Origin of the sequence: Heliomicrobium gestii, assembly GCF_009877435.1 — a bacterium.
GTDB lineage: Bacteria > Bacillota > Desulfitobacteriia > Heliobacteriales > Heliobacteriaceae > Heliomicrobium > Heliomicrobium gestii.
Genome location: NZ_WXEX01000009.1, coordinates 38,320 through 53,183 on the forward strand (window position 1 = coordinate 38,320; position 14,864 = coordinate 53,183).

At 57.2% G+C, this 14,864-nt stretch carries 13 protein-coding genes; 9 read left to right on the forward strand and 4 right to left on the reverse strand.

Annotated features, from left to right (window positions below):
* The first annotated feature begins 74 nt into the window (after nt 1-74).
* The 7 genes from GTO89_RS11300 to GTO89_RS11330 all read left to right on the forward strand — a co-directional run bounded on the left by GTO89_RS11300 (nt 75) and on the right by GTO89_RS11330 (nt 10,079).
* Nucleotides 75-959, forward strand: coding sequence for an NAD(P)H-dependent oxidoreductase (locus GTO89_RS11300; RefSeq protein ID WP_161262297.1), 885 nt, complete (start codon nt 75-77; stop codon nt 957-959).
* Nucleotides 960-965: 6 nt separating this feature from the next.
* Nucleotides 966-2,690 carry a long-chain-fatty-acid--CoA ligase gene (locus GTO89_RS11305; RefSeq protein WP_161262201.1) on the forward strand — a complete coding sequence of 575 codons (1,725 nt, stop codon included), beginning with the start codon at nt 966-968 and terminating at the stop codon, nt 2,688-2,690.
* Nucleotides 2,691-2,725: 35 nt separating this feature from the next.
* Nucleotides 2,726-3,313, forward strand: coding sequence for a TetR/AcrR family transcriptional regulator (locus GTO89_RS11310; RefSeq protein WP_161262202.1), 588 nt, complete (start codon nt 2,726-2,728; stop codon nt 3,311-3,313).
* Nucleotides 3,314-3,416: 103 nt separating this feature from the next.
* Nucleotides 3,417-5,816 (forward strand): 3-hydroxyacyl-CoA dehydrogenase/enoyl-CoA hydratase family protein, encoded by a 2,400-nt coding sequence (locus GTO89_RS11315; RefSeq protein WP_161262203.1) that lies wholly within the window; start codon nt 3,417-3,419, stop codon nt 5,814-5,816.
* A gap of 20 nt (nt 5,817-5,836) precedes the next feature.
* Complete coding sequence (locus GTO89_RS11320) at nt 5,837-7,015, forward strand: acetyl-CoA C-acyltransferase (RefSeq protein WP_161262204.1); 1,179 nt, start codon at nt 5,837-5,839, stop codon at nt 7,013-7,015.
* A 76-nt stretch (nt 7,016-7,091) separates the two neighbouring features.
* Complete coding sequence (locus GTO89_RS11325; RefSeq protein ID WP_161262205.1) at nt 7,092-8,837, forward strand: acyl-CoA dehydrogenase family protein; 1,746 nt, start codon at nt 7,092-7,094, stop codon at nt 8,835-8,837.
* A 186-nt stretch (nt 8,838-9,023) separates the two neighbouring features.
* On the forward strand, nt 9,024-10,079 hold the full coding sequence (locus tag GTO89_RS11330; RefSeq protein WP_161262206.1) for an MBL fold metallo-hydrolase: 1,056 nt from the start codon (nt 9,024-9,026) through the stop codon (nt 10,077-10,079).
* Here the strand turns inward: GTO89_RS11330 and GTO89_RS11335 are convergent.
* The 3 genes from GTO89_RS11335 to GTO89_RS11345 all read right to left on the reverse strand — a co-directional run bounded on the left by GTO89_RS11335 (nt 10,042) and on the right by GTO89_RS11345 (nt 12,200).
* Nucleotides 10,042-10,842 carry a sulfite exporter TauE/SafE family protein gene (locus GTO89_RS11335; RefSeq protein WP_161262207.1) on the reverse strand — a complete coding sequence of 267 codons (801 nt, stop codon included), beginning with the start codon at nt 10,840-10,842 and terminating at the stop codon, nt 10,042-10,044. The two genes, GTO89_RS11330 and GTO89_RS11335, sit on opposite strands and share 38 nt — an antisense overlap.
* A 148-nt stretch (nt 10,843-10,990) precedes the next feature.
* The gene (locus tag GTO89_RS11340; RefSeq protein ID WP_161262208.1) at nt 10,991-11,350 is read right to left on the reverse strand and encodes a DUF1634 domain-containing protein; all 360 of its coding nucleotides are present in this window, start codon (nt 11,348-11,350) and stop codon (nt 10,991-10,993) included.
* A gap of 1 nt (nt 11,351) precedes the next feature.
* On the reverse strand, nt 11,352-12,200 hold the full coding sequence (locus GTO89_RS11345; RefSeq protein ID WP_161262209.1) for a sulfite exporter TauE/SafE family protein: 849 nt from the start codon (nt 12,198-12,200) through the stop codon (nt 11,352-11,354).
* Between the two features lie 293 nt (nt 12,201-12,493).
* Between GTO89_RS11345 and GTO89_RS11350 the strand changes: the two genes are divergently transcribed.
* Nucleotides 12,494-13,072, forward strand: a complete 579-nt coding sequence (locus tag GTO89_RS11350) for an ANTAR domain-containing response regulator (protein WP_161262210.1) — start codon at nt 12,494-12,496, stop codon at nt 13,070-13,072.
* Between the two features lie 23 nt (nt 13,073-13,095).
* A complete protein-coding gene (locus tag GTO89_RS11355) occupies nt 13,096-13,434 on the forward strand; it encodes a P-II family nitrogen regulator (RefSeq protein WP_161262211.1) in 339 nt (112 codons plus the stop codon).
* A 6-nt stretch (nt 13,435-13,440) separates the two neighbouring features.
* Here GTO89_RS11355 and GTO89_RS11360 read toward each other — a convergent pair whose 3' ends face one another.
* Nucleotides 13,441-14,520: a hypothetical protein gene (locus tag GTO89_RS11360; RefSeq protein ID WP_161262212.1), complete on the reverse strand. Its 1,080-nt coding sequence runs from the start codon at nt 14,518-14,520 to the stop codon at nt 13,441-13,443.
* Nucleotides 14,521-14,864 lie beyond the last annotated feature (344 nt).

The following is a 14,864-nucleotide window of genomic DNA, read 5'->3' on the forward strand; positions in this document are numbered from 1 at the left end:
TGACAGGCGTCACTGAATGAAGACTCACTCAGTAGAGTGGCAACAGCACAGGATGGTTAGCCAGCTTGCCGGAGGTGATCCACTTTAAAAAGGTCTTAGGCATCGTAGCATCGAAACGACGGTTGGGAAACAGTGAAGTGCTGCTCAAAGAGATCATGGACCATGTTCCCGATCCTTGCAGCAAAGAATTGATCCGGTTGCCTGATTGTCGCATCGACCCCTGCAACGGTTGTTACCGTTGTCTTCAACCGGGACAGGGCTGCCCCATTAAAGACGATTTTTCATTCATCATCGACAAGATCCGAGAGGCCGACGCAGTGATCATTGGCGTCCCCGTCTATTTTTTCGGTCCCCACGCCTCGCTGAAATTATTGATCGATCGCCTGTTAGGTGTGCAGCGTTTTGTTGACGATACCCGTGGCAAGCCCTGCCTGGTGGTGATTCCCTATGGCATTGAACAATGGCAGGGGTATGCCCAGACAGCCGCCTTGGTGCTGCCGCGTGTGATGGAGATGAAGCTGATCGACTGCTGGACCTTGCAGGCGGCGCTCCCCGGCGCTTGTTTTGACAAACCGGAACAACTGGAGCGAGCGAGAGAGTTGGGGAGGACCCTGTTCCAGGCCAAGGAATGCGAGAAAAGGGTGCGGGAATGCCCCACCTGCGGTTCTGACCTCTTTCGGATCCATGACGACGGGAATTTGGCATGTCCTCTCTGCGGGACGATCCGAGCCCATGTATCAGGGGAAAGCGCGCCCATTGACGGTCCCAGGGAGAGCCGGCTATCTTCCATGGCACTTCATGATCATTTTCGCTGTCGGCTGGTGTCCATGATCGAAGAATACCAACGAGAACGGGTTCGATTAAAAAGGGTGCAGAGCGACTACGCGGGCAAGACGTGGTGGGTCGCTCCTTCGGAAGGGAAGGTTGACCAAAGAGACGAGCAAAACGATATGAGGTGAAGCGGAATGGATCAATCGAGCCGTAACGGTGCCGATGAGTGGAACCTGGGCAAGGTGTGGTTGCAAAGTTACCCGCCCGAGGTGTCGCCGCGCTTGGATTACAGCGCAGAAACAGTGCCACAGGTGCTGGAGAGAACAGCGGCGTCATATCCTGACCATGGCGCGCTCTCTTTTCTGGGAGCGCGGATGACCTACCGGCAGTTGTGGCAGGAGGTAACCCGTTTTGCCAACGCCCTGGTCCATAGGGGGCTTCGGCCCGGCGACGCCGTATGCGTCATGCTGCCCAACTGTCCACAGGCGATCATCGCCTTCTACGGCGCCCTTCAAGCCGGCGCTGTCGTGGTCATGACCAACCCCTTGTATGTGGAGCGGGAACTGCAATACCAGTTGCAGGATTCGGGCGCGACATTCATCGTCGCCCTGGATCTGCTGCAAGAGCGGGTGCTGCGGGCGATCGAAAAGACAAAAATCGAACAGGTGATTTTTACCGGGATTCAAGACTACCTACCCATTCCGCCAAACCTTGTAAATGCCTCCGCGCCGCCGCCGCAAGGCGCAAACCCGCCGGTTGTCGTCAGCGCCACGATCCACCGTTGGCCGGCTGTGTTGGAAAGCGGCCGTAGCGAGGCGGAGATCACGTCAAGGCAGGCGGAGGATGTCGCCCTTTATCAGTACACCGGGGGAACGACGGGGACGCCGAAAGGCGTCATGTTGACCCACCGCAACATCAACGCCAACACCCAACAGATTTTCGCTTGGTTTTACAAATGCGAACCCGGCAAAGAACGGATCCTCTGCGTATTGCCCTTTTTCCATGTCTATGGGCTGACCATGGGGATGCACCTGGGCATCGCCGTCGGCGCCGAATTGATCCTGTTGCCCCGCTTTGAGAGCGATAAGATCTTGGAGACGATCGACCGGGAGCGTCCCACCATGTTCCCGGGAACACCGACGATTTATATCGCCATTATCAATCACCCGAAGGTAGCCCAGTATGATCTGTCATCAATCAAGGGGTGCATCAGCGGAGCGGCGCCGTTGCCGGTGGAGGTGCAACAACGGTTCGAGGAGCTGACAGGCGGTCGGATCGTGGAAGGCTATGGGTTGACGGAAGCGTCGCCGGTCACCCATGTCATCCCCTTGTGGCATAAACGAAAATCGGGCAGTATCGGCTTGCCCTTGCCTGACACAGAGGTGAAGATCGTCCACCTGGAGACGGGGGCGGCTGTAGCCGGCGGGGAAGTGGGCGAATTGGCCGTCAAAGGACCGCAGGTGATGAAGGGCTACTGGAACCGTCCGGACGAAACACATGAGGTCTTGCGCGATCGTTGGCTCTACACCGGTGACCTGGCCTACATGGATGAAGAGGGTTTCTTTTTCATCGTCGGTCGCAAAAAAGACGTCATCATCGCCGGCGGATACAATATTTATCCGCGCGAAGTGGAAGAGGTCCTCTACGAACATCCCGCCATCCAAGAAGCGGTTGTCGTCGGCGTTCCCGATCCCTACCGTGGGGAAACGGTGAAAGCCTATCTCGTGCGCAAAGCGGGAGCCGAGATCTCTCCGGCGGAGATCGAACAATACTGCCGGAACAACATGGCCACCTATAAGGTTCCTCGGGTCATCGAGTTCCGGACGGAACTGCCCAAAACGCTTTCCGGAAAAATATTGCGTCGCCAACTGTTGGAAGAGGAGAACGAGGTGGCTGCAACGAAAACGGAAAATTCATAATATTCTATATGTATAGGGCTTGAGGGACATTGGCTATGACGCGGCAACGTGAAAAGGACAAATTGCCGATCATCATTGAAGCGGCGAAGGTGATCTTCGCGTGCTACGGCTTCCATGATTCCCATATCGCCAAGATCGCGAAACAAGCGGGGATCGCCGAAGGCACCATCTATCTGTATGTTCGCAGCAAAGAAGAACTGATGATCCGCCTCTTTGAGCATCAAGTAGGATCGTTCATCGCGGCGCTGCAGGAGCAACTGCGATCGATCGATGACGCGAGGGCGCAGATCCGCTGCATCATCCAGCAACACCTGGCAAAGTTGGAAGAGGACCCGGAGTTGGCCCGGGTGTTCCAGTTTGAACTGCGCCAACCCAACCTCACGATCCGGGAAGGCATCGCCCCCATCCTGCGGCAGTACTTTCAGATCATCGAGCATACGATACGGTTGGGGCAGCAGCAGGGGCATTTTGATCCTACCCTATCGGCGGTGCTGGTTCGCAAGCTCATCTTTGGCGGCATCAATGAAGTGGCCACTTCCTGGGTGTTCAGTCAGAAAGACTACTCCTTGCGTTCCCAGGGAGAACCGTTGCTCCGCATGATCCTCAAGGGCATCACAACGTGAATGATTTTTTCTCGATCGAGATGAATGAGCGCTCACTCATAAACCGGCGTTCATGAGGGGAAGTCCCTCGGGAGCCAAGTGGAAAGGGATGAGGAGGGAAACCATGGTCCAATCGATCCAAAAAGCGGTTGTCCTTGGGGCGGGCGTGATGGGATCGGCGATCGCCGCCCATCTGGCCAATGCCGGTCGAGAGGTGCTCCTGCTGGATATCGTTCCGAAAGACCTTACGGCAGAAGAGGCGAAGCAAGGCTTGACCTTGCAAGACGCGATCGTGCGCAATCGCATCGCCGCCGTCGCCAAGGCGAATCTGCTCAAGCAAAAACCGTCGCCCCTGTATTCGCCGGACGTGCTGGATCGGATCGCCGTTGGGAACTTGGAAGATGACCTTCCCCGCGTCGCCGGGGCCGATTGGGTCATCGAAGCCATCGTCGAACGGCTGGATGTGAAGAGAGCCATCTGGAAACGAGTGGAAGCGCACTGGCGGCCTGGCACGATCGTTAGTTCCAACACATCGGGAGTGTCGATCAACGGGATAGTCGAAGAATGCTCCGATGACTTCCGGCGCCATTTTATGGGGACCCACTTCTTCAATCCGCCCCGGTACATGAAGTTGTTGGAGATCATCCCTTGCCGGGAGACGGATGAACAACTGATCGGCTTCATGCAGTCTTTCTGTGAGAAACAGTTGGGCAAAGGCGTCGTGCTGGCGAAGGATACGCCGAATTTCATCGCCAATCGCATCGGCACCTATGGATTGCTCGTCACCTTGCAGGCCATGGAGAAGCACGGCCTCACGGTCGACGAGGTGGATGCCTTGACCGGTCCTGTTATCGGACGGCCGAAAAGCGCTACATTCCGCACCCTCGATCTGGTGGGCCTTGATGTCTTTGTCCATGTGGCGAACAACGTGTTCCAGACGACGGCAGATCCCGAAGAAAGGGCCGTCTTTGCGACACCGGCGCCGCTGCAGCGGATGCTGGAGCAGGGGTGGCTCGGCGATAAGAGCGGCCAGGGTTTTTACCGCAAAGAAAAAGGACCCAAGGGAACGGAGATTTGCGCCCTCGACATCGGAACGCTATCCTACCAACCCCGCAAAAAAATCGCCATCCCTTCGTTAGAGACGGCCAAGATGGGCAAGGGGACGGCGGAAAAAATCAAGACCCTGATCAGCGGCAAGGATCCCGCCGCCCAGTTCAGCTGGGAGATCCTCAAAAAAGTGCTTCTCTACTCGGCCAACAAGCTGCCGGAAATCGCCGACGATATCGTCAGCGTCGACGCAGCGATGCGGTGGGGCTTTAACTGGTCCCTGGGACCCTTTGAAACGTGGGATGCCATCGGGGTCAAGGAAAGCGTCGCCCGCATGGGCGCCGAGGGAGAGGTCATTCCGCTCTGGGTGGCCCAGATGCTTGAGAAGGGACAGGAACGGTTCTACGGCGAGCGTGACCACCAGCGCTTCTATGTGCGCCTGTCCGGTGACAGAGCGGAGATGGAACGGCCGGCCGAGCAGCTGCAGGTGGCCGATCTGCGCCGGCAACCGCCCATCCGTTCCAACGCCGGCGGTTCCCTCTATGACATGGGCGACGGCGTGGCCTTCCTCGATTTTCACTCGCCAAAACATGCCATCGGACCCGATTTCCTGCAGATGGTCCGCTGGAGCATCGAAGAGGCGGAACGCAACTACAAAGGGCTCGTCATCGGCAACGAGGGCGCCAACTACTGCGTCGGCGCCAACCTGATGCTGATTCTTATGGAAGCGGAAGACGAGAACTGGGATGACCTCGACTACATGGTGCGCCAGTTCCAGCAGACGGCCATGGCCATCAAGTACAGCCGTTGTCCCGTCGTCGTGGCGCCCCATGGCCTCACCCTGGGCGGCGGATGCGAACTGACGATGCCGGCGGCGGCCATCCAGGCAGCGGCGGAGACCTACATCGGACTGGTGGAGGTCGGCGTAGGTCTGATTCCCGGCGGCAGCGGCCACAAGGAACTGCTCCTGCGGGCCATGGACGAGGCGGGCGCCGGTGAAAAAGACGACCTGCAGCCGATCGTCAACCGGGTCTTCGAGACCATCGCCATGGCCAAGGTGTCAACGAGCGCCATGGACGCTCAACGGCTTGGGTACTTCCGCCGCAACGACGCCATCACGATGAATACGGACTGCCAACTTTATGAGGCAAAGCAAAAAGCGCTGGCCCTGTGGGATCAAGGCTACACGCCGCCGGTGTCGCGCCGGATCCCTGTCGTGGGCGAACCCGGTCTGGCCCTGCTGAAGCTGGGCGTCTATTCGCTCCAGCAAGCGGGACGGATCAGCGACCATGACACCAAGATCGCCGGCAAGGTGGCTCATGTCTTGACGGGCGGATATATCCCCGCCAAGAGCCTTGTGCCGGAGCAGTATCTCTTGGACCTTGAGCGAGAGGCCTTCCTCAGCCTGGTCGGCGAGCCGAAGAGCCAGGATCGGATGCGCCACATGTTGACCAAAGGGAAACCGCTGCGGAATTGAGCGATGGGAGGTTCGGGAAGATGAGAGAGGCCGTGATCGTCAGCGCCGTACGGACTCCCGTCGGCAAAGCGCCGAAAGGCGTCTTGAAGGATGTGCGCCCGGAAGATTTGGCTGCCCTAGCGGTCCAGGGCGCCTTGGCGCGCGTGCCGGCCATCGCGCCGGAAGAGGTGGAAGATGTCATCATCGGTTGCGCCTTCCCTGAAGCGGAACAGGGGATGAACCTGGGGCGGATCGTGGCGCAGCGAGCCGGATTGCCCTACAGCGCCTGCGGCATGACCGTCAACCGGTTTTGTTCCTCGGGGCTGCAATCGATCGCCATCGCGGCGGAACGGGTGATGACCGGTTTTGCCGACAGGCTGATCGCCGGCGGCGTGGAAAGCATGAGCACGATCCCCATGGGGGGAACCAAAATCGCCCCCAATCCCTACCTGATGGAACATATGCCGGAAGCCTACATGGCCATGGGCATCACGGCGGAAAACGTGGCCGCCCGGTTTGGCGTCAGCCGGGAAGAGCAAGACCTCTTTGCCCTGAAAAGCCATCAAAAAGCGGCCCAGGCGCAAGCGGAGGGACGCTTTATCGAGGAGATCACACCGGTGACCTTCACCAAGCGGTGGGTCGATGAAGCGGGAAAGTTGCAAGAGCGGGATGTCTTCTTTGAGAAGGATGAAGGCGTTCGCGGGGATACGTCGCTGGAGGCGTTGGGGAGATTGCGCCCCGCTTTTCGCGAAAACGGAACCGTCACCGCCGGCAATTCTTCACAGATCAGCGACGGCGCTTCGGCGGTGCTGGTCACCTCGCGGGAGAAGGCGGAACAACAGGGATTGCCCATACTCGGCGCCTTTCGATCCTTCGCCATCGGCGGCGTCCCAGCGGAGATCATGGGCATCGGGCCGGTGGAGGCGATCCCGAAGGCGCTCAAGCTGGCCGGAATCGGGCAAGACGAGGTGGACCTCTTTGAACTCAACGAGGCCTTTGCTGCTCAAGCGCTCTATGTGATCCGTCATTTGGGGATCGATCCGGAGCGTGTCAACGTCAACGGCGGCGCCATCGCCCTTGGTCACCCGCTGGGTTGCACCGGCAGCAAGCTGACCACGACGCTCTTATACGAAATGAAGCGGCGCCAGGCTCGCTTCGGCGTCGTCTCCATGTGCATCGGCGGCGGAATGGGCGCGGCAGCAGTATTCGAAAGATTCTGATAAAACTTGAGTCGTTCTCCTGTTCTGCCCTGTGAACAGACAGGTTCACTAAAAAATAAACATGAGGTGAAAAAGCATGAGCGATTTCATTCGCGGCGGGAGCTTTTTGACGGAGACCCTGGCGCCGGAACAGGTCTTCACGCCCGAGGATTTTACGGAGGAACAACGGACCATCGCTCAGACGACGGCCGATTTTATCGCCGGCAATGTGACCCCACACCTGGAGCAGATCGAGAAGCTGGACTATGGCCTGACCCGTACCTTGCTGAGAGAAGCCGGTGAAATCGGGCTCTTGGGCGCCGATATCCCGGAAGCCTATGACGGCGTGGCCCTTGACAAGATCTCGTCCACGTTGATCACCGAGAACATGGCCCGGGGTGGCTCCTTCGGCCTGAGCCATGGCGCCCATGTTGGCATCGGCACCTTGCCCATCGTCTTTTTCGGCAATGAGGAACAAAAACAACGCTACCTGCCGGCGCTGGGCAGCGGCGAAAAAATCGCCGCCTACTGTCTGACCGAGCCGGGTTCCGGTTCTGACGCCCTCGGCGCGAAAACAAAGGCGCTGTTGAGCGAAGACGGCCGCCATTACCGGTTAAATGGGACGAAGCAGTACATCACCAATGCCGGTTTCGCCGATGTCTTTGTCATTTACGCCAAGGTGGATGGCGACAAGTTCACCGCCTTTATCGTCGATCGCGACACGCCGGGCCTGTCCATCGGCCCGGAAGAGAAGAAGATGGGGATCAAAGGCTCTTCCACCTGCCCGGTGATCCTGGAAGACGCCTCTGTGCCTGTTGAGAACGTCTTGGGCGAGATCGGCAAAGGCCACCAGATTGCCTTCAACATCCTGAACATCGGCCGCTACAAGCTCGGCGCCGGCTGCATCGGTTCGGCCAAATGGGCGATCCACCTATCGACCAAGTATGCCAACGCCCGCGCCCAGTTCAACACCCCCATCGCCCGCTTCCCCCTGATCCAGGAGAAGATCGCCGACATGGCCATCGAACTCTATGGCGCCGAGTCGGTCATCTACCGCACGGCGGGCCTGATCGAAAAAGCCCTCGAGGTGAAAGAGCCCTTGCAGGCCACGGCGGAATACGCCGCCGAGTGCTCCATCTGCAAGATATTGGCCTCGGAGATGCTTGATCAGGTCGCTGATGAAGGCGTGCAGATTCACGGCGGCTACGGCTACACCCAGGAGTACGAGATCGAGCGCATGTACCGCGACGCCCGCATCAACCGGATCTTTGAGGGCACCAACGAGATCAACCGGCTCTTGATCCCCGACACGCTGTTGAAGCGGGCCATGAAAGGGGAAATCCCGCTGCTGGCGGCGGCGCAGCGACTGCAGTCGGAACTGTTCACCTTGGGCGTTCATATGGATGACGGCGTTCCCCTGAGCGTCGAAGCCGATCTCGTCGAACGCAGCAAGAAGACCCTGATCTTCGTCGCCGGTTTGGCCGTCCAGAAGTATCAAAAAGCCTTGGCCCAGGAACAGGAGATCCTCCGCAACATGGCCGACCTGGTCATCAACGTCTTTGCGATGGAGAGCGCCCTGCTGCGGGCCAAAAAGAAGCTGGCCCAGTCCAATCAGGAACAGGCGTCCCTGTCGATCGACCTGGCCAGAGCTTTTGTCAACCGGCGCTTTGGGGCGATCGAACAGATTGCCAAGCAGTCCTTGGCCGCCATGGAGGAAGGCGACACGCTGCGGGCGCAGCTGTCGATCCTGAAAAAGTTGACCCGCCACCTGCCCGTCAACGAAAAGGCGCTGAAGCGGAAAATTGCTCAACCCTTCTTGGAGGCGGAAAAGTACGCCCTCTAAGGCGTCTGCAAAGGGGGCGGGAGCTTCCGGCTACTTCAGCCAAGCAAACAGTGACGCTATGACAAGGGTATTTTGCTTTTGAAAATACCCTTGTCTGGTTGTCCAAATGATGTGTTGTGGAACCCATGCGGTGTGAAATCATGCAGTGTGGAAACTGTGCGAAAAAAGACGTTGGGGTGAGGCTGGATGGCGCGGATCATTCCGTTACAGATCCCTACCGATTACCCTGTGGGGGATGTCATCGCTTATCTGATCGATGACAAAAAAAAGGTGCTTATCGACACGGGGCCGCCGAGCCCAAAAGCGATGACCTGTCTGCGCCAGCAGTTGAGCGCTGCAGGTTGCGAGTTGCGTGATTTGGATGACATCATCATCACTCACTACCACATCGACCATTTCGGATTGGCCCATCTCCTGTACGAAGAGGCGCAGATCGCCATCACGATGCACAGCTTGGATCACTATTCCTTTACAACCGAACAAACCGTCGCCAAAATGCTCATGCAGGGGTGGGCGCTGCCAACCGACATGGTGCAGAAGATGGAGCGTTCGGCAAAGGGCATCTTCATCCCTGAGGCCTATCGCCGAAAAGACGTGCAATATAAATGGATACAAGAAGAGGAACGGCTGGACACGGGCGAATTTCAATTCCAGATCATCCATACGCCCGGCCACTCCCTCGGTCATGTCGCCTTATGGGAAGCGAAGCAGGGATGGTTGCTGAGCGGCGATCTGCTGCTCCAACAGATCGTCCCCAACCCCTATCTGAGCCAGGTGGCGGGTCAGCGAATTCGAACATTGCCCTTGTTTTTTAACAGCCTCGATAAGATCGATGCCGTGGGACCGAAAATCTGCTTCCCTTCTCATGGGCCGTCCTTCCATTACGACAGGGAGATCGTGCAACGACTGAAGCGACACTTCATCGATAAGGCCCTGGCGGTTTTCGAAATCCTGCATGAACGCAAACAGGCCGATCTCATCACCCTGGCGCAAGCGTTGTATCCGAAGGAAATCCTGCGCGATGGCTTTGGCGTGTTCAGCAAGGTTATCGGATGTCTCGATCTATTGGAAGAACTGGGGCTTATCCAATATGAGAAGGGGACCGTTCATCCCGTCATCCAGAACACCGGATGGGCCCGGCAACGGTTGGTTGAACGACACGGTTTGGACAAAAGCGCGCACGGCGCCGGACTGGCCGGGCGGTTTACCGGATCAGCAATTTCAGGGCAACAAAGAACATGATCACGGCAAAGAGCTGCATCAGCCGCCTGCTGTTTACTCTCGGCGCCAGGCGTGTGCCGATCTGAGCGCCGCCGATGGCGCCGATGGCGAGCGCCGCAGCAGCGCCCAGTTGCACATCGCCCTGCAATAGGTGGGGCAGTGTTCCGGCAAGGGTGGACACGGCGAGAATGCACATGGACGTAGCGGTCGCGATGTGTGGGGGAAAACCCATGACCAGGGTCATGACCGGCACATGAACGATGCCCCCGCCGATGCCGAAGATGCTGGAAAGAAAGCCCACAAAGAAGCTGATCAGGACGCCAAAACCGGGGCTAAAGCGGTATTGATGGGTGATGCCGTGGGCATCGGTAAACCTGCGGGTCACTTTTTTTCCGAGCCAATCGGGCGTGCGATCAACCGACTGCCCCTGGGGGCGAAACATCATGAACAGAGAAACGATGATCAAGATGATGGCAAAGGCCACATCAAAGGCCCGTCCGGACAGGTAGGGGACCAGGTAAGCGCCCATGAGGGCGCCGGGAATCGTGCTGATGGCAAAAGGGATGGCCGTGGCAAAGTCCACCCGCTTTTGCCGGGAGTAGTGATAGGCGCTGACGAGGGAATTGATGAAGATAAAGGAAAGGGATGTGGCCACCGTTGCCGTATGGGAGTAGGCAAACCCGAGCAGCAGAACCGGTACGACGATGAATCCGCCGCCGACCCCCACCAGCGCCCCCAAGGCGCCGGCCAGCAGGCCGGAGAGCGACAGGAAAAGATAGTCCATTGGCGATTGCTCCTATAGCGTCGATGTGTCGATAGATTATGTTGGCCGAAGTATAGTGGTTTACCTGCATAGAAAATTGTATACACTTCAAATAAAAGGAGCCTGTCTACGGTGTTGAACCGCATGACAGGCTCTTGTGCTGGCGAATTTAGCCGGCCTTCCCCAGGGCGAAACTGATGATCAACATGGTGAGCACAAACAGCGTAATCGCCACAAAGGTATAATCCCGTTCACGGAGATAGACAAATACCGAAGCGGCTACCCGGAACAGGGGCGTTAGAATGAGAACAATCAGCCCTACATCGATGATCCCGTAGGGATGAAGGGCCCGCAGGGCTTGCCAGATGCCGGGGAGCGTGGTGGGGAAGGATTGAGACAATCCAACGGGCGCCAGTTGTAAACGGACGAGCCCGATGAGGGTGATCAATCCGCAAGCGATCAGGCCGGTGCGCAGGGTATTGCTGATCAACAACTCCAGATCGCGGGGAACCTTGCCTGCTTTGTCCATCTCACAACACCCCCAGACCTTTCAAGAACATTTGCGCGGCGATGAGGAGGAGGATGGGCACGAAGATCGTCCGCAGTGTCTTGGCGCGCAACCGGTTCATGATCCGGCTGCCCGTCATCGCCCCCAGCATCATGCCGAGCGCCACCGGCGCCGCGATGGCCGGGTGGATATCGCCTCTGGCGAAGAAGACGCCGGCGCTGGCGGCCGCCGTGACGCCCATCATAAAGTTGCTCGTCGCCGAGGAGACCTTGACAGGCATCTTCATGATCTGATCCATCGCCAGCACCTTCAAGGCGCCGTTGCCGATGCCCAGCAGTCCCGATAAGATACCGGCCACAAACATGAGGCCCAGCCCTTGAAGGGGCTTTTGTGTCTTATAGGCGATGTCCCGGTGGAGCGCCTTGTCCACATAGTGACCGCTCAATTGCAGTTTTTCCGCCAAGGCGTCTTCCTCGGCGTTTTCAACGAATTCGACATGGCGATTGCGAAACATCATGTATGCCGAAAAAAACATCATGCCGGAGAAGACGATGAAAAGCAACTGGTTGCTGATCAAGCCGGAGAGATAGGCGCCGGTGATGGCGCCCACCGTGGTGGCGATCTCCAGAAACATGCCCACACGGATGTTGCTGATGCGGTCGCGCACATAGGCGGCCGCCGAGCCGCTCGACGTGGCGATGATGGAAATAAAACCGGCGCCGATGGCATAATGAATCGGCACCCCCATAAAAATGGTGAGCACCGGCGTGAGAAAAAGCGCGCCGCCCAAGCCCAGCAGGGAGCCGAGGATCCCAAAAAAATAGGAAAGTACGAGAATCAGCAACGGGGAGTATGTAAGTTCCGTAACCATCACCTCATTAGATAGGATAAGATAGGATATTTCGTATCAATTCATTTCGTATGCAGAAAATTGATTGTTCCGTCAAGAACATGCTTCCTACATCTCATTTCTCCGGTGAGGTGTTCTTTCCTGCCACAAACTCGTAATCAGACGATTCAGACGACAAGATAAAAATAATAAAGAGGAAAAGGGCCGCCTGTGAAGAATCCATCTCTTTGACCCTTGTCTTAGCGGTCGATTACAATATAATTAGTCTATCCGGTTATTTTTTCCGGTATGTAGATAAAGGTGGGGACAAAGGGATGCATGGATTGCGTGTCATCATCGGAGAACCAGATGACCTCCAACGTGCGGAATTGAAGAAGTTGCTGCATGTCCTCGGGCAAGTCATCGTCGGCGAAGCGGAGGACGGTTTGGGGACGTTGAAAATGGTTCGACGGTTGAATCCCGACCTCGTATTTCTCTCCCTGCAACCTTCCATGAAGGACGGGGAGCATGTGGCCCATATTATCGAAGACGAGCGACTCTGCCCCGTTGTGTTGCTGGTCGAACGGGGGCTCCGGGAGAGCATCCGGAGCCGCCAGGCCGATACTCTGCTGCCCTACCTGATCAAACCGGTGCAAGAGATGTCCCTGCTGCCGATCATCGACCTTGCCGTCAGCCGGTTTCGCGAAGTCAGCCGTTTGGAGAAGGAAATCCGTCAGTTGAAGAACACCATAGAAACGCGCAAGATTGTTGAGAAAGCCAAAGGGTTGCTCATGCGCAACCTGGGCATCAACGAATCGGAGGCCTTTCGGCGCATCCAGAAGCAGTCGATGAACAAGCGACTGAGTCTGAAAGCCGTGGCGGAGGCGATCATCGTCGCCTACGACATGCAATAGAATTCCATAGGAAGGTGAACCGAGTGAAAAAGATTGAAGCCGTTTTTCGTCCCGAACGTTTGGACCTGGTCAAACAGCGCTTGGAGGCTGTCGGCATCCGGGGCATGACGCTCACCCAGGTGATGGGCTGTGGGAGACAAAAAGGCGAGACAGGCGTATACCGCGGGCAGGAATACGCCATCACCTTGCGGACGAAAGTGAAGCTGGAGTTGGCCGTTTCAGACGGTGAAGTGGAAACAGTGGTGCAAGCGATCATCGAAGCGGCCCGGACGGGAAATGTAGGAGACGGGAAGATCTTCATCTTGCCCATCGAAGAGGCGGTGCGGATCCGCACGGGCGAGCGAGGGGCCGTTGCGCTGTAACGCGCCCTAGATGTCGCTGTGATAGGATTTCACCCGCAACCCTTGATGCATCGTCGATAGTTCTTCATTTAACCACTGCTGCCTGTGGACCGATTCCTCCAACGCTTTGTTGAGTTGGCCGGCCCGGTGCAGCAGTTTGTCGTTTTCCGACATGATCGACAACTGGCGGAAGATGAGCATAAGGATGGTCAACAGGGCGCCCAGCTTCAAAACGATTGTATCGGGCAGGAGAATATCGAGGAGAGACAGCAGGATCAATCCGCCGTAAGGGGTGAGCGTGAAGGCCAGGGCGATTCGCCGCAGGGGCTGCAGCGGTTCAGCCGGTGGACGCTCAAAGGAATAGAGCCGTTGGGCGTATTCCTGCCGCACTTCGATCAAGCTGATCAAGACCATGAACATGCCCATGCCCCAGAGGGGATCGACCATGTTTCCCGATTCGTAGGTCTGCGTCATGGTCGTCTGCAGGTAGTAGAGGTCGGCAAAGATCTCCATCCAGATCCCCGCCACGAGGCAGGCGATGACGCCCTGGAAGTGTTTTGGCCACAAATACCCCATGCAGATGGTGAAAAAGATCAAGATAAAGTCGAAGAAGGGATAGGCCACCTGGATGCAGCGGCTGGTGAAATCCAATTCTGATTGATTCCAGAGGGGCAGGATAAAGAAATGGGTCATCAGTGTCGCTACCAGCGTGGTGATCGACAGGATGTCGATATAGAACTTCATAGCGCTGCGCCGGTTCATCTGCTCTTTGAGCAGGAGCGCTAAACCGGCGACGAAGGACACCTGCTGGCCGAGATAGAAGAGATCGGCCAGCGAGCCTTTTCCTGACTCGATGCCGGCAGCATTGTAAAAGGCCCAGATGGTATCGCCCGTGCCATAAGAGGCGGCGCCGAGAGCGAGAAGTGTCCAGGTGACGCGGCTGGCGCCCGTTAGGGAGCGAGCCTGAAAGGCGCTGTAGAGGCCGACCAGAATCAGCGTAGGACCGTACCAGAGGTCGATCAGCAACTGGGGCTTGTCGGGCAAGAAGATCAACACGTAGTACAAGACGCTGTGCAGCCCGGCCGCCCAAATGTACACCTGGTTCATTCGGGTCATCCTTTCGCAGGTTCGCCGGAAATAGGGTTTCTCTGTATCACCATATACAAAAAATAGGGCATGTGCTCCTTTTTACTTTTTTGCGCATCGGTGATGCGCTGGATGGACTGGATGACGTTTACCGCCGTACTGCCCTGGTTGTTGCCACCGTGACGATGTGAAAAATCATGGATAGGGAAGAAAGATCCGCTTGCAAAAGACCTATTCGGGACCTATAATGTCACAAGAGGTATAGTGATGCAGGGGCAGAGACGCCCTAGACCCGGCGAAAGCAATTCGTGGGGTCTAGGGCGTCTTTGTTTTTGCCGGATTGTTCCCTTGGTTCGTGGTCGTAG